Origin of the sequence: Brucella sp. 22210, from assembly GCF_052045675.1 — a bacterium.
Lineage (GTDB): Bacteria > Pseudomonadota > Alphaproteobacteria > Rhizobiales > Rhizobiaceae > Brucella.
This window is the reverse complement of sequence record NZ_JBQEPD010000002.1, coordinates 213,181-233,592: the sequence shown is the minus strand read 5'-3', so window position 1 is coordinate 233,592 and position 20,412 is coordinate 213,181. Positions and strand designations below refer to the sequence as shown.

Genomic DNA, 20,412 nt, shown 5'->3' with positions numbered 1-20,412 from the left:
TCGATCTGGAAGTGACACCCGCAATGCGTTTCCCACCCTCCTTTCTTGATGAGATCAGAGATCGCGTGCCGATCTCGACGCTGATCGGAGCGCGGGTTTCGTTCGACCGGAAAAAGAGCAATCCGCCGAAGGGTGATTTCTGGGCCTGTTGTCCCTTCCACGGCGAAAATACGCCGAGCTTCCACTGCGAGGATCGCAAGGGGCGTTATCACTGTTTCGGCTGTGGCGTGACAGGCGATCACTTCAAGTTTCTGACCGAACTCGAAGGCCTGAGCTTTCCCGAAGCTGTGGAGCGCGTGGCCGATATGGCGGGCGTGCCGATGCCAGCGCGCGATCCTGAAATGGAAAAGCGCGAGGCGCAGCGCGCAACCCTTTACGACGTCATGGAATTGGCGACGCAGTTCTTTGAGGCGCAGTTGCAGAGTGCAACTGGCGCCAAGGCGCGTGCCTATCTGCGCGACCGTGGGCTTTCAAGCGCGACGCAGCAGGCGTTCCGCATGGGTTATGCGCCGGAATCGCGCAATGCCCTGAAAGAGTTTCTGGCAGGCAAGGGCGTATCGCGCGAGCAGATCGAGGCTTGCGGCCTCGTGGTGCATGGCGAGGGTATTGCCGTTTCTTATGACCGCTTCCGCGACCGCGTCATGTTCCCGATTGAAGATCTGCGCGGACGCATCATCGCTTTTGGTGGTCGCGCGCTTTCTGCGGATGCACCAGCCAAATATCTGAACTCGCCGGAAACCGAGCTCTTCCACAAGGGGCGAGTGCTTTATAACGGCCTGCGTGCCCGCAAAGCCTGTCAGCCGCAAAATGGCGAACCGGCCAAGCCGATCATCGCTGTCGAAGGCTATATGGATGTGATCGCACTGGCGCAGGCGGGTATTCATCATGTCGTAGCGCCGCTTGGTACGGCGCTGACCGAAGAGCAGCTCGAACTTCTCTGGCGTATCAGTCCGGAGCCCGTCCTGTGCTTCGATGGTGACGGCGCTGGACTTCGCGCCGCCTATCGTGCCGCTGATCTCGGTCTGCCAACCTTGCAACCCGGCAAGTCGCTGCGCTTTGCGCTTTTGCCGGAAGGGCAGGACCCGGACGATCTGGTCAAGGCGGAAGGTCCGGCGGCGTTTCATGCCGTGCTGCGTGACGCCAGGCCGCTTGTCGACATGATCTGGACGCGCGAAACTATTGGCGGTGTGTTCGACACGCCGGAACGGCGCGCCGAACTGGAAGCGCGTCTGCGCGAAATCACCAGCCGCATCGCCAATGAAGATATTCGCCGCCATTACGGTCAGGATATGCGCGAACGCGCTCAGGCGTTTTTCGGGCAGGGGCGGCAGCAGGGCGGCCAGCGCAACTCGTCCTTCAACCGGCGCAACGACAACGGGCGTGGACGCGGTGGCCCCGGCATGGGCGGCGGTGGACGTCTTGCGATCTCCGACAGCCTCGTTCGCTCCACGCTGGTCAAGGGCGGGCGTCCGGGCGCGGGCACCCATGCACCCTTGCGGGAAACGGCAATCGTGCTGACGCTTCTCAATCACCCGCGTCTGATCGAGGAAGATTTTGAAAAGATTGCCGGGCTTGATCTGGCACATGATGCGTTGAAGACGCTTCATCTCGCCATGCTGGATGTTCTGGCTTCCGACCACGTGGATAATGGCGACGCTATGCGTCATGCGCTGGTCAATGCCGGGCATCGCGATCTGATCGAAACGCTGGAACAGGTGGTAAAGGGTGCAAGGCTCTGGACCGCAACCGCACTGGCGGCGGAAGATGACGCACGCGAAGCATTGCGGCAGGCGCTTCACTTGCATCAGCGCGCCCGCACACTACATAAGGAGCTGCGAGCCGTTGAGGCCGCACTGGAAACCGATGAGACGGGCGAACTTTATGCGCGCCTCATCGATATACAAAATCAGATTTTAAAGGCAGATGCGACCGAAGCCCTGATCGACGGGTTCGGTCTGTCGTCCGGCCGCTCACCCGGCGGCTTCTGATTCGGCAGGCCGAATCACTTTATTGAAAAGTGCCGGGAATACGGGGTTGCAGGCGGCCAATGGCGCTCTAATTAGCCCGCGGATAGGCCGCGACAACAAATGATTCGCTTTTTGAGGGCGAATCAGGTGAGTCGCTCTTGACGTATGGCGTAAATGACGGAATCACGACAGTTCGAACAAGGATAGAACGGATACCGATGATGTTCCGACACCTCTGCTCCGGGTGAAGCGAGATGCGGAACAAGGGCAAAAAACCGTTGCGATGACGTGATGTCACCGGATCTGCCCACAGAAAATCGATCACGATGGAGCCTGATACCGAGGGCAGGGTTAATCCGCCATTAACGGCAAATCAGCTACTCGCAGAATCAACCGGCGGCTTGCAGTCTCGCAAAACCGTTCGGACACTCTATATATCTTAAAAGCGACCGGGGTCGCCTGGAGAAGAACATATGGCAACGAAGGTTAAGGAAAACGAAGAAGCCGAAGTCGAGCGCGAAGGTGCTGCCGACGGTCCGCTTCTCGACCTTTCTGACGATGCTGTCAAGAAGATGATCAAGGTCGCGAAGAAGCGTGGCTATGTGACCATGGACGAGCTGAACGCCGTTCTTCCTTCTGAGGAAGTGACGTCGGAACAGATCGAAGACACCATGGCCATGCTTTCCGACATGGGCATCAACGTCGTTGAAGACGACGAGCAAGACAACGATCGCGAAGAAAACAACAACGACGACGACGCGGAAGAAGGCGGCGATCTGGTCGAGACCGGCGGCACTGCCGTTGCCACCACGACGACCAAGAAAGAGCCGACCGACCGTACCGACGATCCCGTGCGCATGTATCTGCGCGAAATGGGTTCGGTGGAGCTTCTGTCGCGCGAAGGCGAAATCGCCATCGCAAAGCGCATTGAAGCCGGTCGCGAAACGATGATTGCAGGGCTGTGCGAAAGCCCGTTGACCTTCCAGGCCATCATCATCTGGCGCGATCAGCTGAACGAATCCAACATTCTCCTGCGCGAAATCATTGACCTCGAAACCACCTATGCTGGTCCGGAAGCCAAGCAGGCGCCGGTAATCGAGCGCGTGGAAGAAGAACGTCCGCGCGATGACAAGCCTGCGCGCCGTTCGCGTGACGACGACGACATCACCAATGTCGGCGGCGACATGCCGGTCGAAGAGGAAGAAGAGGACGAAGACGAAGCCAACCTGTCGCTGGCGGCTATGGAAGCCGAACTGCGCCCGCAGGTCATGGAAACGCTCGACCTCATCGCCGATACCTACAAGAAGCTGCGCAAGCTGCAGGACCAGCAGGTCGAGGGCCGTCTGGCCGCGACCGGCGAACTCTCCTCCAGCCAGGAGCGCCGCTACAAGGAACTGAAAGACGAGCTGATCACTGCCGTGAAGTCGCTCTCTCTCAATCAGAACCGTATCGAACAGCTGGTCGAACAGCTTTACGATATCAACAAGCGTCTGGTTCAGAACGAAGGCAAGCTTCTGCGTCTGGCTGAATCCTTCGGCGTGCGTCGCGATGAGTTCCTCAAGGAATATCAGGGCCACGAACTCGATCCGAACTGGGTTGAGCGCGTTGGTCTGCTGTCGGCCCGCGGCTGGAAGGATTTTGCCACCAAGGAAGTGGGCACGATTGCCCGCCTGCGCAGCGAAATTCAGAACCTCGCCACTGAAACCGCGATTTCGATCGGCGAATTCCGTCGCATCGTCAATCAGGTGCAGAAGGGTGAACGCGAAGCCAGCATCGCCAAGAAGGAAATGGTCGAGGCCAATCTGCGTCTCGTGATTTCCATTGCCAAGAAGTACACGAACCGTGGTCTTCAGTTCCTCGATCTCATTCAGGAAGGCAATATCGGCCTGATGAAGGCGGTCGACAAGTTCGAATACCGTCGCGGTTACAAGTTCTCGACCTACGCGACTTGGTGGATTCGTCAGGCGATCACCCGTTCGATTGCCGATCAGGCGCGCACCATCCGTATTCCGGTGCACATGATCGAAACGATCAACAAGATCGTTCGCACGTCGCGCCAGATGCTGCACGAAATCGGTCGCGAGCCGACGCCGGAAGAACTGGCGGAAAAGCTTGCCATGCCGCTCGAAAAAGTGCGCAAGGTGCTGAAGATCGCCAAGGAGCCGATCTCTCTCGAAACGCCGGTTGGCGATGAGGAAGATTCACATCTGGGCGATTTCATCGAGGACAAGAACGCGCTTCTGCCGATCGACGCCGCCATTCAGGCGAACCTGCGCGATACGACGACCCGTGTTCTGGCTTCGCTGACGCCACGTGAAGAACGCGTTCTGCGTATGCGCTTCGGTATCGGTATGAACACCGACCACACGCTCGAAGAAGTCGGTCAGCAGTTCTCGGTTACCCGCGAACGTATCCGTCAGATCGAAGCGAAGGCACTGCGCAAGCTCAAGCATCCGAGCCGTTCGCGCAAGCTGCGTTCGTTCCTCGATTCTTAAAAAAAGGGGAGCACCATGTCGTTTTTGAAGCGTCTGTTCGGCGGCGGTGGCGAAGCCGCTGAGAAATCAGCGGAGCCGAAAGAGGCCGGTCGCACAGAGCACAAGGATTTTCTGATCGTCGCCACGCCTTACAGCGAGGGCGGTCAGTATCAGGTGTGCGGTGTGATCTCCAAAACGATCAATGGTGAACTGAAGGAATATCGCTTCGTTCGCGCCGACCGTTGCCCCGGCATCGAAGATGCCGCCAGCATTGCGCTGAACAAGGGTCGCCAGATCGTTGACGAACAGGGCGAGCATATCTTCCGCTAATCGTCTCCATTTCAAATGAAAGCGCCGCGCATGGACCCATGCGCGGCGCTTTTTATTGGTTTGTCCCGATGATCAGATCAGTGCGGGTGGCACACAAAGGCCACCATTTTGCGCACGATTGGCAGAAGCATCAGCAGAACCGGGAAAGCCACGATCCACGAAACCACCCATGAGCTCATCCAGTTGGATGCAAGTTCGGGATGGGCAAAGCCGAGGCTTTTTGCCGTGGCGATGAGGGAGACCACGAGCGTCATCAGCATCGAAAGAATGAGCGGCATGACGATGGAAGCGTAACGCGCTGGCAGCTTCCTGCGACGCGGCGTGTCAGAATTTGACATAATAGTACCTGAAATTCAGAGCGGAAAGCGGAAGACAACGATCAGTGCATCGACGGCCGTTTCCGGTCGGTTGATGCGTTGCCTGACGTTAGACGCTTACGATCATTGGGATGACCCTTGTGACTTAGCCCACGCAGGCGGGGCTTTCAATAGTCAATTAGCAGTACTCATCAGCTGCAGTCAGGGCGGCGATTTGTCCACGCCATTCCCGACATAATTCCGTTATAGGCTCAATCATGACCGACAAACCCTTCTGGAAAACCAAAAAGCTCAATCAGCTGACCCGCAGCGAGTGGGAAAGCCTGTGCGACGGTTGTGGCCAGTGCTGTCTGCATAAGTTGCTGGACGATGATACCGACGAGATTTACTGGACGAGCGTGGCCTGCACGTTGCTCAACCCTGAAACCTGTCAGTGCCGTGATTATCCGAACCGTAAAGCCACCGTGCCGGATTGTGTATTCCTGACGCCAAAAATCGTCGATGAAGTGAACTGGCTGCCGGTGACCTGCGCCTATCGCCTCGTTGCCGAAGGCTCTGACCTCTATTGGTGGCATCCGCTGGTTTCGGGTTCGCGGGACACTGTGCATGAGGCGGGGATTTCCGTGCGCGGCAAGGTAACCGCCTTCGATCACGACATGGAAGACGAAGAAGATTATCTCGATCACATGGTCATGCCTGATCGAGACGCGCTCTAATTTATAACATTGCTTAAATTTAATTATTTGGCTCAAAGAGAAAGAATATCTTTCTATTTCTCTTAATTGTTTGAATTTCATGTCTTTTTTAGAGTGCCTTCCACGCGCGTCGTCTTTGCTGAATGGCAGATGAACGGCAGCTTTCTTTTTCGTTCATCTTCCGGGGGCTAATCATCGGGTGTCCCAGGCGGAGGGCCTGACACTCAATTGGAAGAGGTTCAACATGTCCGCTATTTCGCTCAAGTCGTTTGCCGTTACCGCTGCACTCGGTCTTGCCGCCGTCTTTACGGTCGGCGCATCGGCGAATGCCGCGTCTCCGATGACGGCACCGGCTGTCAGCACCGCAGTGCATGGAGCTGTTGTTAATGTCGATTATCGCGGTCGTCCGCATCATGGACGTCCGGTTTATCGTGGCCCTGCTTGCTCGGTTGAAGCCGCCAAGATGAAGGCAAATCGCATGGGCATTCGCAATGCGCGTGTCGTGTATCGCGGCAAATCCGTTCAGGTGCGCGGCTATCGTCACGGCCGTCCGAGCGGCGTCGTATTCGCCAATGCACGCGGCTGCCCGATCATCCGCTAATCGAACGCAATGAACAAAAGCCGGGCTGATCCACTCAGCCCGGCTTTTTTTATGTCGGAAACAGTCGAATAAAAAAGGGGCGCAATACGCCCCTTTTTCGTAGGATCGAAACTGCCGCTACTCCTTGATCTCGAAGACGACATTGACCGAAACGTTGAAGCTGTTTTCGCCAGCTGCGACAGGAACCGAATCCTCAGGAGCCGCGGCAGCCATTGTCTTGAACTGGCCGCGTGCGATTGGCATCGGCATGGGCGGACGGCCCTGTTCTGTGATTTCAATGACACGTCCAAGACCGACGCCAGCGGCATCGGCAAGCGTCTTCGCCTTGGCGACAGCATCGGCCACAGCGCGCTTGCGGGCTTCATTGATGGTCGCGGACGGGTTGTCGTTGACGAAGTTCAGGTCGCCGCCCTGATTGACGCCGAGCGTGATCGACTGATCCAGCACTTCACCGACCTTGGCAAGATCGCGGACGCGCACGGTCAGGCTGTTGGAAACCGCATAGCTTGTGATGCTCGGCTCCTTGAGGCCGTTTTTGTCATCGGGATACACATAACGCGGCTGAATATTGATACCGCCGGTCTGAAGATCGCGTTCCTCGATGCCAGCCTTTTTCATGGCGTCCAGAACCTTGGTCATGGCCTCGTTATTGGCAGTCATGGCTTCGCGTGCGGTCTGGGCTTCGCGCAGAACGGTGAGATTGAGAATCGCCATGTCAGGTGCGGCAGTCGTGGTACCTTCACCGGTCACGGCAATGCGCGCAGGCTGTCTCGACATCTGGTTCTCCTGGGCTGCGGCGGGCAGGGCCAGGGCGCCTGCGAGCATGATTGCCGAAAAAGAGGCTGCAATAAGAGTGGTAGCGCGGTTTTTCATGAAATCTCCTGTAGAGAATGTTGAGGCAGCTTATTGTGAGCGCTCCGATTTGGACGGTTCGCTTTGTTGTTGAAATCGTTTGTTTCTTAAGTTCCCTCTCATGCGCGTCGCCATGATATAAGAATAGAAATGCCGGTTTAATGCAACCGAGAGCTTCGAATCCTGACCGTCGTGGCTTCTGATGCCATGCATCGCAATCGAATATGTGCGCATTAGGGCGACTGGCAGATTTGACAGTTGTATCTTCCGTTTCTTTAGGGTAGGTCCAGTGTTGCGTGGGGCCTGTAGCTCAATTGGTTAGAGCCGGCGGCTCATAACCGCTTGGTTGGGGGTTCGAGTCCCTCCGGGCCCACCATTTCCTTTAAAAGCAAAGACTTGCAAAACAGCCTTCGTGTTTCGAAGGCTGGGCTTCTTGCCGTCTGCGCTTGTCCAAACCTCAGCGCGTCCATCATTCTTGGATCATATCCGCGGCCCGCTCTGCCGGGTTGATTTCGCAACGGTTGGCCGTGCGCGAATGGCGGATTAGCCGCTTCAAATTTTCAACAAATTTTTAGGTGTTTGTTAAGGAAATAGTAACGCAATGTTATAATTTTTAAATATGCGTGATTTTGTAATATTATGGAGGTTTTGGGCGATGAGGAAAAATGCAACCACCGTTGCGTTAGCGCTGGCAGGGTTGGTGGCGAGTTCTCTCGTGGCTACGGCAAAGACGAATTATATCGGAGAATTCAGGGACTGGGGTGTTTATCAAAACACTGATCTTCCCGGTAACAAATGCTATGCTTTGACGGTTCCGATTAAATTTCATCCCGTAGATGTCAGGCACGGCGATAATTTCATTATTATTTCCAAGTCGAGCGGACAGTACAGCCCACAGCTCGTCATGGGCTATGATCTCAAGTCAGACAAGGCCGTGAATGTCATGGTGGATGGCACGGCCTTTCCGTTCTTCAGCGAAGGTAATCGCGCCTGGGCGGAGAATGTCGCTGATGAAACGCGGATCATGCGGGCAATGCGTGCGGGCAAGACACTCAATGTGCAGGCGGTTTCAGCGCGTGGCACGCAGACGCGCTACACCTTCTCGCTGATTGGGCTGTCAGCGTCGCTCCAGCGCGTGGATGGCTGCTGACACAGCCTCCAGAAAGAAAGACCCCGCCATGGCGGGGTCTGGGGTTCTGTCGTATCAGAGGCCGAGGAACGTGAACGGTTCGGTTTCCTTGAACTGGTCATTGACCATGCCGGAAAACGTGTTGGTCTGATCGGGGCCGAGATCAAGCTTCTTCACCTTGCCGGTTTCGGGTGAAAAATCGATCTTGTTCAGATCCATCCAGAATGTATTCGGCGTCAGCGCGGATTCGAAGAAATAGAGCTTGCGCTTGTGGTCGGCCACGGTGCGCCAGCGGGTCGATGAAATATTGGGCTGATCGGGTGTGCTGATGCCGAAGGGCACCGAGACATTGCGAATCACGCTGAACACGCTGGCAATGGTCTTTACCGGGTCTTCCGTTTTCGGAATGGCATCGACGTAGAACGATGCCCGGGCAAAGCGGTCGGCGGCGCGATTGGTGCCCGGCAGCATGACTGTTCCGCCGATATCTTTCCAATAGGCGTTCAGCGCAAGCTGCTGGTCGAAAGTGGGCGAATTGGTCATCACCGGATATTGCTTGCCGTGATGAATTACCTGTTTTCCATCGATATACTCAATGATGGCGCTGTCGCCGCTGGAATCGGTCATGGCGAGATGCAGCGTGGCGAGGCGATCTTCCCCCGGCACCTTGTCGGTCACGACATTGAACGGATTGTCGCTCAGCGCTTTGACGGCTTCATCGACGGTCGCGAAATTGTCGAGGACATATTGCGCCCAGGCGGCAATGCTGAGGCTTGGGTGCTTTTCATCGAAGGGCGGATATTCCGATTCCACAAGCCAGAGCACGCTTGCCGAAAGTCCGGCTTCGTTGAGGCCGTCCGTGGTCGAAATATCGTAGCCGGAGGCGATGACGCTGCCATATTTGGATTGCCACTGAGCGGAATTCGGTCCCGCTTCGCCGGAACGCTTCATGCCGCGCGGGAAGATCCACAGATTGGTTGCCACGTCGACTTTCCAGTCCATGGAACGGGCCGTGATAATCTGGTCATTGGCGCCGTGATAGACGAGGCGCGTACAGGCCTCGGCGACAGGAACAGCAATCATGCTGCCTGCTACAAGCATTGCCGTGCAAGTAGCAGCAAAAGAACGTTTCAATATCGTCATGGATGGCCCCTGTTGTGACTTCGTTTCAATGCAGGATCGGAACGGATCGGCGTGCAACGCCCCGTAGCGCGATATAGGGCAAAGGGTAGCGAAGAAAAGCATCGGCGCTGCCGCTTTCCGTCCTGTGAACTAGTGATGACCTGTATTGCCGTCGGGCTTGCGATTGGCACCCAGAAGGATGACTTCCAGAAGCCACGGTTTCTTTTCGATGACCTCGGACAGATCGTTGGCGTCAATGGAAAAACCGGCTTCCTTGAGCATTGTGTCTGCGGCTGCGCCTGAACCGTTCGTCTTGTCGAGGGACAGATGATGCGCGCGGCGCAACAGCATTTCCGCCGGTGTAAAGCCGCCTTCCGCGAGGCTCTTTTCTATCCGACGTTGAAGCTCTTCTGGAAGAAGCATAATGCAATGGTCCTCATCGATATCTGGTGTTGTTCGAAGCTGTCAGCTTCAAGGGGACTTCCGCCCGACGCCCCGCCCATCACTATAGATAGGCCTATTGAACAATTTGAGAATATGAAAAGCGAAATCGCCGGGTCGCTTTCCGCAGAATGCCTTTCCAAACCTATGAACAAAATTTTGCCGTTGTTTCCCTTGTTTGGGGATTTGACGGCTCTTACATAGGGTTAAAGCCTGAACGGGGAACGGCGTCGCTTCTGTAGACGTCGAGGAGAGGGCTTCGTTGAGAGTTGAACAATTTAACGGTTTGCAATGGCCACCCTACGTTATTTTACATGGCCCATGATTTTTACAGTCGTGGGTCTCGCGGCTGCCGTCTGGCTCGGATACGAGATGACCGGCACGTTCGGGGGAATGGTCTCCGTCTTCATCATTTGTGCCGTCTTGAGCGTCCTTGAGATATCGCTCTCATTCGACAATGCAATTGTGAATGCTCGCATTCTGCGCGACATGAGCCCGAAATGGCAGCATCGCTTTCTGACCTGGGGCATCGTCATCGCCGTTTTCGGCATGCGCATCATTTTCCCGCTGGCCATCGTTGCGGTCGCCATGTGGACCGACCCGATTTCAGCGCTCAAGCTCGCCATCTGGCATCCGAATGAATATGCCCGGGTCATCGCGGAATCCCATACGGGTATCGCGGCTTTCGGCGGCACGTTCCTGCTGATGGTCGGCATGAAGTATTTCTTCGACGTCGAGAAGGATGTCCACTGGATCAAGGCAATCGAAAGCCGCATGTCCAAATTCGCATCCGTGCAGGGCGTGGAAATCGGCGTTGCCATCGCGCTTATCCTGTTTTTCTCCTACCAGCTCGATGCGGTTCACTCGCACACGTTCCTCGTTGCGGGCCTGTTTGGTCTCCTGACCTTCCTGGCGGTTGAAGGTCTGGGCGAAGTGCTGGATGCCACGCAGGAGCAGATGGACATGGTCCATCGCGGCGGTCTGGGCGCGTTCATCTATCTGGAAGTGCTTGATGCAAGCTTCTCGTTCGATGGCGTCATCGGCGCTTTCGCGCTGACGACCAACCTCTTCATCATTGCAATCGGCCTCGGCATTGGCGCCTTTTATGTGCGCTCACTCACCATCATGCTGGTTGAGCGCAAGACGCTTGGCCAATACCGTTATCTCGAACATGGCGCGTTCTACGCCATCATGGTTCTGGCGGTGGTTATGTATGTGCAGACGCTGGTTCACATACCGGAAGTCATTACCGGCCTGATCGGTGCTGTTCTGATCGGTCTCTCCTTCATGTCGTCGCTGCGCTATAATCGGCTTAATCCGCACTGGCAGGATGAAAGCGAAGAGGCCACGGGCCATTGAGCTTCGATACCAATGATTGGAATGGGCGGCTACAAGCCGCCCTTTTTGTTTGCGTTCCGGATTGGGCAGGGCAAGCCATGATCGTCGACCCGCTTGACCGAATCGCCAAAATTGATGAGCCTTGGCCGTGCGCTCTCTGCGCTTAACGTGCTGTGGCCATTCCGGGGGAACCGTGAGGTCGGTCGGCTGCGGTCAAACTGAAGGGGACAATCATGGTCGTTACCCGTTTGAGCAAGACCGCTTTCGTAGCGGCAATCGCTTTCTTTGCCACGCTGGTGGCCTTCGGCAACATCACCGATTACGGCACCAATTTCGCATTCGTCCAGCATGTGCTGATGATGGACACGATCTTTCCCGATGCATCGATCAAATATCGCGCCATCGACAATCCCACTCTGCATCACGCGGGTTATATTCTGATCATCGCTGCTGAAACGCTGACCGCGGTCCTGTGCTGGATTGGCGCCTTCGCGATGCTGGGGCGGCTGACGGATCGTGCCGCCAGCTTCAACCGCTCCAAGAAATGGGCCATTGCCGGACTTTCACTCGGCTTTCTGGTCTGGCAGGTCGGCTTCATCTCGATGGGTGGCGAGTGGTTCGGCATGTGGATGTCACAGACGTGGAATGGCATTGAATCGGCCTTCCGCTTCTTCATCACCATCATTGCCGTATTGATCTATGTGGTCATGCCCGATGGAGAGCTAGAGTAAATGTGCAGCTGAAGCAGGCTCGTCTATCAGTTCGACGCCAGCCTGCTTCATCTTTTCCAGCATTTGGCTCATGGAGCCGTTGAGGTCGATGCCGCGGCAGGCATCAAGACGAACGCGCACCTGAAAACCTTGTGCGACCGCGTCGAGCGCGGAATAGGCGACGCAGAAATCGGTTGCGAGACCCGCCAGCGTCAGCGACCCGATGCTGCGTTCGCGCAGATATCCGCCAAGGCCGGTCGGCGTCTCACGGTCGTTTTCGAAAAAGGCGGAATAGCTGTCGATACCGAAACGGAAACCTTTGCGGATCACCAGCTGCGCCCGCGTCCATTGCAGGGCGGGGTGAAAATCCGCACCGTGGCTGCCTTGCACGCAATGGTCCGGCCAGAGCGTTTGCGGCCCGTAGGGCATCTCGACCATCTCAAAAGAGGCCTTGCCCGGATGCGTGCTGGCGAAGCTTGAATGACCCGCCGGGTGCCAGTCCTGTGTCAGAATGACGTGTTCGCTTTCCTCGATCAGCCGATTGACGGCAGGCAGGATTTCGTCGCCATGCGCGACAGCCAGCGCGCCGCCGGGGCAGAAGTCGTTCTGGACATCGACGACAATAAGGGCATGACCGATCATAGGCGCTCCTGCTTCATTTCCAGCTTTTTCACAGCGACTATAATCAGCCCGTTTTCCCGAAACCAGCGAATATGCACGTTCTGGTATAACATGGATAAGGGTGCTAGGGACCGCGCTTAATCGTGACAATAAAGGCAGGGATCACCATGACAGACGAAATCACGCGCGACAGCAACGGCACGCAATTGAATGACGGCGATTCCGTCACGCTGATCAAGGATCTGAAGGTCAAGGGAACCTCGACCACGCTGAAGCGCGGCACGATGGTCAAGGGCATCCGCCTGACGGGAAACCCCGCCGAAGTCGAATGCAGCACCAAACAGATCAAGGGCCTCGTACTGAGGACCGAATTCCTGAAGAAGGCTTAAGCGTCGATCTCCACGCGACCGCGCGGACGGCTGCAACAGGCGAGAATGTAGCCTTCCTCGATTTCATCATCGCGGATGCCGCCATTGTGGTTCATCTCGGTCTCGCCGCCGAGACACTTCACCTTGCATGTGCCGCAAATGCCGAACTCGCAGGCGCTCGGTATTTTCAGGCCGCCATTGCGGGCTGCAAGCAGGATCGTGTCGTTTTCAGTGCATTCGACTTCGATGCCTGACAGGCTGAAGACAACACTGGCTGTGGCCACCGCAGGCGCTGCCGGTGCGGCAGCAGCGGCGGGCGAGGCGGGTGCCAGTGCACTTGGGACAGGCACCGCCGAAATCTCGCTCGCGGGCTGGAAGCTTTCCTGATGATAATTGGCCATGTCGAAGCCGGATTGCTCCAGCAATCCGCGCACGCCTTTCATGAACGGCTCCGGGCCGCAGCAGAACACCTTGCGATGCTGGAAGTCGGGCGCCAGCAATTCAAGCCGCGCCCGGTCTATGCGCCCGTGCAGGCCCGGCCAGACGTGGCGGGCCGAGGATTGCTCGACGACGAAGGCCAGCCGCATTGCGTCCATACGGCCGGATAGCAATTCCAGTTCTTTGCGGAAGATGATGTCGTCCGGTGTGCGGGCACAATTGATAAAGGCTATGTCGGTTCCCGGTGCGCAGTCAAACAGCCAGCGGGTCATGGACACCATCGGCGTAATGCCGGAACCCGCCGAGATGAACAGGTATTTTTCGCTCGGATGATTGGCCAGCGAAAAGTCGCCATTCGGGCCATAGGCCTTGATCTTCATCGGTGGGCGCAGATTGTCGAGCATCCAGCGCGTGCCGATACTGTCCTTCTGTGCCTTCACGGTCACCGAAATATGGTAGGGCCGCGAGGGCGTGGATGACAGCGTATAAGTTCTGAGCACAGGGCCTAGGCCGTCCGCCCGTTCCAGCGGCAGTTCCAGCGTGACGAACTGGCCCGGCGTATAGCGGAACCAGTTGCCTTCCTCGGTCTTGAACGAGAAGGTCATGACATCTGGCGCTTCTTCGATGGCCGAAATGCATTCCAGCATTTGCAGCCTGTCGTTCCACGGCAGCATCTCATCCAGATATTTCAGAGGCTGCATGGCCTTCTCGCTTGTCTATTCATATCAAAACGGGACAGGCCGGACGTGATCCCGGCCTGCGGTTTGTTTCGGTCAGCAGGCCTAAAACTCAGGCCACGCGGCTCAGCTTGGCCGCTTCACCGCGCAGGCGCGGCGTGATCGTATTGGTGTACCATTCGAGGAACTGCATCACGCCACCTTCATGCTCGACCGAATAAGGGCCGGGCTGATAGGCGGGCGAGCGGATGCCGACGGCATTTTCCTCGACGATCTGCCGATCCTGATCATTTGTCTGTATCCACACATGGGTCAGTTCGTCCAGATCGTAATCGACGCCTTCGACCGCATCCTTGTGCACCAGCCACTTGGTGGTGACGAGGGTTTCCTCAGCGCTGATCGGCATGACGCGGAATGAAATGGCGTGGTCGGCCATCAGATGGTTCCAGGTGACCGGATAGTTGAAAAGCAGCATCGCACCAATATTGGTATCGCCTGCAACCTGCTCGCTGAGCGGCTTCTTGACTGCGGCCTTGCCCGACATGGTGTAGCTCACCGCATCGCGCAGAAGCGGAATGCGGGTGATGCGATAACGACCATCTTCGGACATCTTGAATTCCGCAGGCAGGCCAGCGCTGGCGCAATTCTTCCAGAGCTGGTTGATCTCCGGGTCTTCCATGACACCCTGAACGCCGGTCGCTGATGGTGCTTCGGGATAGGTGCGGCAGAGTTCCGGGTGGTTGGCGGCGCAGTGATAGCACTCGCGATTGTTTTCCCAGACCAGCTTCCAGTTGCCCTTTTCGATGATCGAGCTTTCGAAAGCGACCTTGGCGTCCTTGATATTATGCGGCGCGAGATAAGGTTCGACCAGATTGCGGAAGGAGGCGAAATCCGGCGCTTCGTCGGCAACGCAGATATAGATGTAACCAGCGACCGTTTCGCAATGTACCTGCTTCAGGCCATATTCGGCGGGCTTGAAATCCGGGCCGACCTGACGCGCGAACAGCAGGCGTCCGTCCAGTTCATAGGTCCACTGATGATAGGGGCAGACGAGCTTGGCCGCCGTGCCTTTTTCAGCAGAGCAGATGCGCGAGCCGCGATGACGACAGGAATTGTGGAAGGCGCGAATGCCGCCCTGTGCGTCGCGCACGATGACGACCGGATAAGCGCCGACCTGCACGGTCATGTAGGAGCCGGTCTTCGGCAGTTCGCAATCATGGCCGACAAACAGCCAGTCGCGATAGAAGATGTTTTCCAGATCCAGCTTGTAATAATCCGGATCAGTGTAAAACTTCTGCTCCAGGCTGAAATTGGGGTCGCGCCCGGTCAAAAGCCCCAGCATTTCGTTGCGAACGTCCATCATCACGACCCTTGCTTCATCTTCGTTAGGATCGGCATTTGCTGTTCTCCCAGCGACCTTGGCCTGATCCGGTGTTCCCTTTGTCTTCCAGAAGCACGGCTTTGCCGCTACATCAATGGCTTGTCTGTTCCCGCTTCGGGGGCCGGACTGGCTTCTGTTGTCATGATTCAATCACTGAAATGTTCTAAACGCGCATTGGGATGCGACATGGATTTCGCGTAAAGACGACACGCCAAAATGTCGCTTTTGCGGCAAGGCGTATGACAGCAAATATGCGTGACAGCTGCCTGCAAAGCATTTCCGGGATTGCCAACAGGTGGAAAAGATAGTTACCACACCAACCAGACAGAATTTGTTTCATTCCGTGGGAGGTCCAGAGGCCATGAAGCGCTCAGAAATCAACGAGATTATCCGCGAAAGCGATGCGTTTATCCGCTCATTTGGCTATGTCATGCCGCCCTTCGCTTACTGGACCCCGGAGGAGCTGAAGCAGCGGACAGGCAGTGACGCTGCAGCCATTCGCGATGCGCGTCTGGGCTGGGATATTACGGATTACGGCCAGGGCAAGTTCAAGGACCTTGGTCTTTTCCTGTTTACGACACGCAATGGCAATGCCGACGACCTGAAGCGCGGCGGCGGCATGCTTTATGCCGAGAAGATCATGATCTCGCGCGAGAACCAGTTGTCGCCGATGCATCGCCATGTGGTGAAGGCCGAAGACATCATCAATCGCGGTGGCGGCACGCTGGTGCTTGAACTGTTCAACTCGCGTCCCGATGGCAGCGTCTGCGAACAATCCGATGTCACTGTCGCGACCGACGGTCGTCTTGTGACGCAGAAGGCGGGCGCGCATCTGAAACTGTCGCCCGGTGAAAGCGTGACGCTTCTGCCCGGCAACTGGCATGCCTTCTGGGGCGAGGGCGGCGACGTGCTGATCGGTGAAGTCTCGACCGTCAATGATGATCTCACCGACAATATTTTCCGCGAGCCGATTGGCCGCTTCTCGAATATTGAAGAAAACGAGAAGCCGCTGCATCTGCTTGTATCTGACTATGACAAGTGGCTCTAAGCCAACAGATTCCGGCTCTGGCCGCCTGCAAATGGCGTGATTTTGCGCTTCCGGTGCTCACATACATTAAGTAGGCTGCGCGCCGGTTCTCAAACCCCACCATTTTCGGCAGGCCATAACCGGAATCTCCTCAGGCAGATCGGCCTAATTAAACTGAAGGACTGAACATATGAAGCTGGCGATGATCGGAACGGGCTATGTGGGTCTGGTTTCGGGCGTGTGTTTTGCCGAATTCGGCTTTCACGTCACCTGCGTCGACAAGAACCCGTCGATCATCGAACGGCTTGAGGCGGGCAAGGTCACCATTTTCGAGCCGGGTCTCGATGAACTCCTGACCCGCAATATTCGTGACGGACGGCTGGATTTCAGCACCGATCTTGCATCGAGCGTTGCCGATGCGGATGTGATTTTCATTGCGGTGGGCACACCATCCCGACGCGGCGACGGCGAGGCCGACCTGCAATATATCGAAGCGGCAGCCGACGAGATTGCTGCGGCGATGAAGCCGGGCGCTGTCGTCGTCATCAAGTCCACGGTGGTGGTTGGCACCAATGCGCGCATCCGCGACCGCATTGCGGCAGCACGGCCGGGTGTGGCCTTTTCCATGGTTTCCAATCCGGAATTCCTGCGTGAAGGCTCGGCGATCGAGGATTTCATGCGGCCGGACCGCGTGGTGGTCGGTGTAGAGGACGAAAGCGGTAAGGCCGCGATGCAGCGCCTCTATCGTCCGCTTTATCTGCGTGAAACGCCGATGGTCGTGACATCGCTCGAAAATGCCGAGATCATCAAATATGCAGCCAATGCATTTCTGGCCATGAAGGTGACCTTCATCAATCAGGTCGCGGATCTGTGCGAGAAGACCGGCGGCAATGTGCAGGAAGTTGCCCGCGCCATCGGGATGGATAACCGCATCGGTTCGAAATTCCTGCATGCTGGTCCGGGCTTTGGCGGCTCCTGCTTCCCGAAGGATACACGCGCCTTTGCAGCAACCGGCAAGCGCTATGATGCTCCGCAGTCGCTGATCGAGGAAGTGATCGCCATCAACGAAACGCGCAAGCAGTCAATGGCGGAACGGATTGTTGCCGCTGCCAAGGAAAGTGGCGCAAAGACGGTCGCGGTGCTCGGCATCGCGTTCAAGCCGAACACCGATGATATTCGCGAGTCTCCGGCATTGGACATTGTGAGTGCAATCCAGAAGGCAGGGCTTTCCGTGCGGGCGCACGATCCGGAAGCCATGGATGCAGCCAAGGCTGTTCTGCCGGGTGTGATATGGTGCAGCTCGGCCTATGAGGCGGCGGAAGGCGCTGGCGTGGTCGCGCTTCTGACCGAATGGAACGCCTATCGGGCGCTCGATCTCAAGCGTGTTGCAATGGCCATGGCTGGAAAAGTTCTGATCGACCTGCGCAATGTCTACAAGGCTGAAGATATCGCAGGCACCGGCCTCGATTATCGTTCGGTGGGCCGTACCGTAAAGGTCTGATTGTCGGATAGGTTTTTAGAAAATGAGTGCGTCAGGACGGAATAGTTCTGACGCACTTTTTTGATCTGCTACGGGCAGCGCTTTATTCGCTTGCTGTGATCTGCTTCTTCTCGTTGGCGATCAGCCAGAGATTGCGGACATAGACAACGAGGCCGAGGCCCTGTCCCGCGATGAAGACAGGGTCCTTGCGCTGGATCGCATAGATCAGCAGCAATGCGCCGCCAAACAGCGAAAAGAACCAGAATGCCACCGGCATGACGCTTTTCTTGGCCTTCTCAGATGCCAGCCACTGCACGACAAAACGCATGGTGAAACAGGCCTGCGCGATGAAGCCAAGCACGATCCAGCCATCCCACTGAGCGACGAAGACTTCGTGCAGCCAATGCGACAGGCTGTTGAAAATATCAGTCATGGGTAATCTCCGTCACGCGCGGCACAACCTTGCGGCGCTTGCGCAGCCACCAGACACCATAAAGATCGAGAATGCCGCGCAGTCCGCGATCGAGAATGCCGTAATTGGATTTGCCATGGCGGCGTTCGCGGTCGACCACGTCCACATGCACGACATCGAAACCTTCGCGCAGTGCCAGCGATGGCAGATAGCGGTGCCAGCCGTCGAAGAAAGGCAGCTGACGGAACAGATCGGTATGCAGTGCCTTGAGGCCGCAACCGGAATCGCGCGTCTTGTCCTTCAGGATCGCGCCGCGCAGATTATTGGCAAAGCGCGACGACAATTGCTTTAGCTTGGTGTCGGTGCGTTTCAGGCGCTGGCCGGCGGCGATGCCATAGCCTTCACCAGCTTCGACGAGCGCATCGACCAGCATCGGCAGATAGGCCGGATCGTTCTGGCCGTCACCATCCATGGTAACAACAACATTGCCGCGCGCGGCAAAAACACCGGAACGCACTGCCGCACTCTGGCCGGATGAACGGTCATGGCGCAAATGGCGTAGCGGCTTGCCTGCATGGATGCGTCGGGCAATCACGTCGCTTGTCGAGTCCGTCGAGCCGTCATCGACGACAATCACTTCATAGGCGCGACCCTGCATCGCGGAATCCACTTCATCCAGCAGAAAGGCCAGATTGTCCGCCTCGTTACGGCAGGGGATGACCACGGAGATTGTCGGTGTTTCCACGCAGAGTGTTCCTTCGTTCCTTGCGCTATTCTTCAAGCGCAGGCTCCATTTTCGATGTCTGGAGGCCCGATATCGCGCAAGCCGCGGCTAATTTTTTCAACATCGGCTTTTCCCGAAACCGATAATCACTTTCGGGGCCGATGCTCTAGCACTGAATACCCGAAGAAGCCAAGATGCTTCAAGAAATCGTGAGCCAAGCCAAATAGAAGAGAATACCGCCGTTTCTTAGCCGGACTTCGACGGAGACGGAAGGGTCTCCGCCAGCCAATCCAGAAATTTCTGCGTCACTTCGTTCCGATTAATGTCGTTGAGGCTTTCATGGCGGGTTTCTGCGAGGATCAGGCAGGTCACGCGCGTGAACCCCATGCGCTGCATGCGTGCCGCCAGTCTGGAGATGGCGGCTCCCTTGGCGGTAGCGGGATCTTCGCTGCCGCCGACCAGATGAAAGGGCAGGCTGCGCGGCATCTTGCTGAAGTTGCGATCATCCGCACCGCGCGCGGTCATGTGCACGAGATCGAGCCACAGCGATACGGTGGCGTCGAAGCCGCAGAGTGGATCGGCGACATAGGCCTCGACCTCCGCCGGATCGCGTGACAGCCAGTCGAACGGAGTGCGATGGCCGGGGATGGCGCGGCCCCAGGCGCGGAAGGTCAGTTTCGGCAACAGGCTGCTTGGAACATCCGACCCTTTCAGCATGCGCTCTATATAAAGAAGCGCCGCAGCGGCTTTGGCTTCAAGGCCGCCGTCAAAATTGGCATTCCAGATTGCAGCGGCATCCACCGTGTCGGCATGGTCGAGCACATAGTTCAGGGTAATCAGGCCGCCCATTGAGTGTCCAAACAGAACCACCGGCAAGCTGGGATGCTGTTGGTGAATGTGGCGGTTCAGTGCCAGAACATCGTTGATGGCCACATCATGGCCTTGCTTTTGTGAAAACATTCCTCTCGGCGCATGAGCGCCGATATTCATGCCATGGCCACGGTGGTCATGGGCATAGACGTGATAGCCAGCCTCTGCGAGCGCTTTGGCAAACCGGCCATAGCGCGCGGAATGTTCCGCAAGGCCGTGGCAGATTTGAACGACTGCCCGTGGCGCATCGGCAAGCGCGCTTCGAAACGGCAGTTGTGTCGCGTCGGACAGGGAGATGTGATGTATGGTTTCAAACGACATTTCGCCATCTGATTTTATGCCGCGCAAATAGTCAATTCCCCCGTTGAGCGCGGCATTAAAAGAGGCATGACAACGTTGTATGAGCGAATTTTAGGCAAAAGCGTTTTTTGTGCAAAT

At 56.8% G+C, this 20,412-nt stretch carries 21 protein-coding genes and 1 tRNA gene; 12 read left to right on the top strand and 10 right to left on the bottom strand.

Annotation, left to right across the window (positions count from 1 at the left end; all coding sequences use genetic code 11):
- Positions 1-23: 23 nt before the first annotated feature.
- The 3 genes from dnaG to ACTJKP_RS04010 all read left to right on the top strand — a co-directional run bounded on the left by dnaG (position 24) and on the right by ACTJKP_RS04010 (position 4,771).
- Entirely contained in the window at positions 24-1,988 is a 1,965-nt protein-coding gene (gene dnaG / locus ACTJKP_RS04020; protein ID WP_440629880.1) for a DNA primase, read from the top strand.
- Positions 1,989-2,440: 452 nt separating this feature from the next.
- Positions 2,441-4,462: an RNA polymerase sigma factor RpoD gene (gene rpoD, locus ACTJKP_RS04015; RefSeq protein ID WP_078338697.1), complete on the top strand. Its 2,022-nt coding sequence runs from the start codon at positions 2,441-2,443 to the stop codon at positions 4,460-4,462.
- Positions 4,463-4,477: 15 nt separating this feature from the next.
- Positions 4,478-4,771, top strand: a complete 294-nt coding sequence (locus ACTJKP_RS04010) for an HlyU family transcriptional regulator (RefSeq protein WP_078338696.1) — start codon at positions 4,478-4,480, stop codon at positions 4,769-4,771.
- A gap of 77 nt (positions 4,772-4,848) precedes the next feature.
- On the opposite strand, the gene ACTJKP_RS04005 is transcribed toward ACTJKP_RS04010, so the two are convergent.
- Positions 4,849-5,109: a DUF2798 domain-containing protein gene (locus ACTJKP_RS04005; RefSeq protein ID WP_440629766.1), complete on the bottom strand. Its 261-nt coding sequence runs from the start codon at positions 5,107-5,109 to the stop codon at positions 4,849-4,851.
- Between the two features lie 236 nt (positions 5,110-5,345).
- On the opposite strand from ACTJKP_RS04005, the gene ACTJKP_RS04000 reads away from it, so the two are divergent.
- On the top strand, positions 5,346-5,804 hold the full coding sequence (locus tag ACTJKP_RS04000) for a YcgN family cysteine cluster protein (protein ID WP_440629765.1): 459 nt from the start codon (positions 5,346-5,348) through the stop codon (positions 5,802-5,804).
- Between the two features lie 223 nt (positions 5,805-6,027).
- The gene (locus tag ACTJKP_RS03995) at positions 6,028-6,384 is read left to right on the top strand and encodes an antifreeze protein (RefSeq protein ID WP_440629764.1); all 357 of its coding nucleotides are present in this window, start codon (positions 6,028-6,030) and stop codon (positions 6,382-6,384) included.
- Positions 6,385-6,501: 117 nt separating this feature from the next.
- On the opposite strand, the gene ACTJKP_RS03990 is transcribed toward ACTJKP_RS03995, so the two are convergent.
- On the bottom strand, positions 6,502-7,257 hold the full coding sequence (locus ACTJKP_RS03990; protein ID WP_078338692.1) for an SIMPL domain-containing protein: 756 nt from the start codon (positions 7,255-7,257) through the stop codon (positions 6,502-6,504).
- 278 nt (positions 7,258-7,535) lie between these two features.
- Between ACTJKP_RS03990 and ACTJKP_RS03985 the strand changes: the two genes are divergently transcribed.
- Both ACTJKP_RS03985 and ACTJKP_RS03980 read left to right on the top strand, forming a co-directional pair.
- A tRNA-Ile gene (locus ACTJKP_RS03985) sits at positions 7,536-7,612 on the top strand.
- A gap of 279 nt (positions 7,613-7,891) precedes the next feature.
- Positions 7,892-8,386 carry an invasion associated locus B family protein gene (locus tag ACTJKP_RS03980; RefSeq protein ID WP_078338691.1) on the top strand — a complete coding sequence of 165 codons (495 nt, stop codon included), beginning with the start codon at positions 7,892-7,894 and terminating at the stop codon, positions 8,384-8,386.
- Between the two features lie 54 nt (positions 8,387-8,440).
- On the opposite strand, the gene ACTJKP_RS03975 is transcribed toward ACTJKP_RS03980, so the two are convergent.
- On the bottom strand, positions 8,441-9,508 hold the full coding sequence (locus ACTJKP_RS03975) for a linear amide C-N hydrolase (RefSeq protein WP_440629763.1): 1,068 nt from the start codon (positions 9,506-9,508) through the stop codon (positions 8,441-8,443).
- Positions 9,509-9,637: 129 nt separating this feature from the next.
- Entirely contained in the window at positions 9,638-9,910 is a 273-nt protein-coding gene (locus tag ACTJKP_RS03970; protein ID WP_078338689.1) for a hypothetical protein, read from the bottom strand.
- A gap of 309 nt (positions 9,911-10,219) precedes the next feature.
- Here ACTJKP_RS03970 and ACTJKP_RS03965 point away from each other — a divergent pair, with 309 nt between their 5' ends.
- Positions 10,220-11,287 (top strand): DUF475 domain-containing protein, encoded by a 1,068-nt coding sequence (locus tag ACTJKP_RS03965; RefSeq protein ID WP_078338687.1) that lies wholly within the window; start codon positions 10,220-10,222, stop codon positions 11,285-11,287.
- A 212-nt stretch (positions 11,288-11,499) separates the two neighbouring features.
- Positions 11,500-11,997, top strand: a complete 498-nt coding sequence (locus tag ACTJKP_RS03960) for a DUF2165 family protein (RefSeq protein ID WP_440629762.1) — start codon at positions 11,500-11,502, stop codon at positions 11,995-11,997.
- Here the strand turns inward: ACTJKP_RS03960 and pncA are convergent.
- On the bottom strand, positions 11,989-12,618 hold the full coding sequence (gene pncA, locus ACTJKP_RS03955; RefSeq protein WP_440629761.1) for a bifunctional nicotinamidase/pyrazinamidase: 630 nt from the start codon (positions 12,616-12,618) through the stop codon (positions 11,989-11,991). The two genes, ACTJKP_RS03960 and pncA, sit on opposite strands and share 9 nt — an antisense overlap.
- A 146-nt stretch (positions 12,619-12,764) precedes the next feature.
- On the opposite strand from pncA, the gene ACTJKP_RS03950 reads away from it, so the two are divergent.
- A complete protein-coding gene (locus tag ACTJKP_RS03950) occupies positions 12,765-12,986 on the top strand; it encodes an alkylphosphonate utilization protein (RefSeq protein ID WP_440629760.1) in 222 nt (73 codons plus the stop codon).
- On the opposite strand, the gene ACTJKP_RS03945 is transcribed toward ACTJKP_RS03950, so the two are convergent.
- Both ACTJKP_RS03945 and ACTJKP_RS03940 read right to left on the bottom strand, forming a co-directional pair.
- Positions 12,983-14,104: a 2Fe-2S iron-sulfur cluster-binding protein gene (locus ACTJKP_RS03945; protein ID WP_440629759.1), complete on the bottom strand. Its 1,122-nt coding sequence runs from the start codon at positions 14,102-14,104 to the stop codon at positions 12,983-12,985. The two genes, ACTJKP_RS03950 and ACTJKP_RS03945, sit on opposite strands and share 4 nt — an antisense overlap.
- An 88-nt stretch (positions 14,105-14,192) precedes the next feature.
- On the bottom strand, positions 14,193-15,440 hold the full coding sequence (locus tag ACTJKP_RS03940) for an aromatic ring-hydroxylating oxygenase subunit alpha (RefSeq protein WP_440629879.1): 1,248 nt from the start codon (positions 15,438-15,440) through the stop codon (positions 14,193-14,195).
- A 382-nt stretch (positions 15,441-15,822) separates the two neighbouring features.
- On the opposite strand from ACTJKP_RS03940, the gene ACTJKP_RS03935 reads away from it, so the two are divergent.
- Positions 15,823-16,509 carry a D-lyxose/D-mannose family sugar isomerase gene (locus ACTJKP_RS03935; protein WP_078338682.1) on the top strand — a complete coding sequence of 229 codons (687 nt, stop codon included), beginning with the start codon at positions 15,823-15,825 and terminating at the stop codon, positions 16,507-16,509.
- Positions 16,510-16,678: 169 nt separating this feature from the next.
- The gene (locus tag ACTJKP_RS03930; protein WP_440629758.1) at positions 16,679-17,989 is read left to right on the top strand and encodes a UDP-glucose dehydrogenase family protein; all 1,311 of its coding nucleotides are present in this window, start codon (positions 16,679-16,681) and stop codon (positions 17,987-17,989) included.
- An 82-nt stretch (positions 17,990-18,071) separates the two neighbouring features.
- Here the strand turns inward: ACTJKP_RS03930 and ACTJKP_RS03925 are convergent, their stop codons facing one another.
- The 3 genes from ACTJKP_RS03925 to ACTJKP_RS03915 all read right to left on the bottom strand — a co-directional run bounded on the left by ACTJKP_RS03925 (position 18,072) and on the right by ACTJKP_RS03915 (position 20,295).
- Entirely contained in the window at positions 18,072-18,401 is a 330-nt protein-coding gene (locus tag ACTJKP_RS03925) for a lipid-A-disaccharide synthase N-terminal domain-containing protein (RefSeq protein ID WP_078338680.1), read from the bottom strand.
- Positions 18,394-19,125 carry a glycosyltransferase family 2 protein gene (locus ACTJKP_RS03920; protein WP_078338679.1) on the bottom strand — a complete coding sequence of 244 codons (732 nt, stop codon included), beginning with the start codon at positions 19,123-19,125 and terminating at the stop codon, positions 18,394-18,396. Before ACTJKP_RS03920 ends, ACTJKP_RS03925 begins: the two co-directional genes overlap by 8 nt.
- A 225-nt stretch (positions 19,126-19,350) precedes the next feature.
- Positions 19,351-20,295, bottom strand: a complete 945-nt coding sequence (locus ACTJKP_RS03915) for an alpha/beta fold hydrolase (RefSeq protein WP_440629757.1) — start codon at positions 20,293-20,295, stop codon at positions 19,351-19,353.
- Positions 20,296-20,412 lie beyond the last annotated feature (117 nt).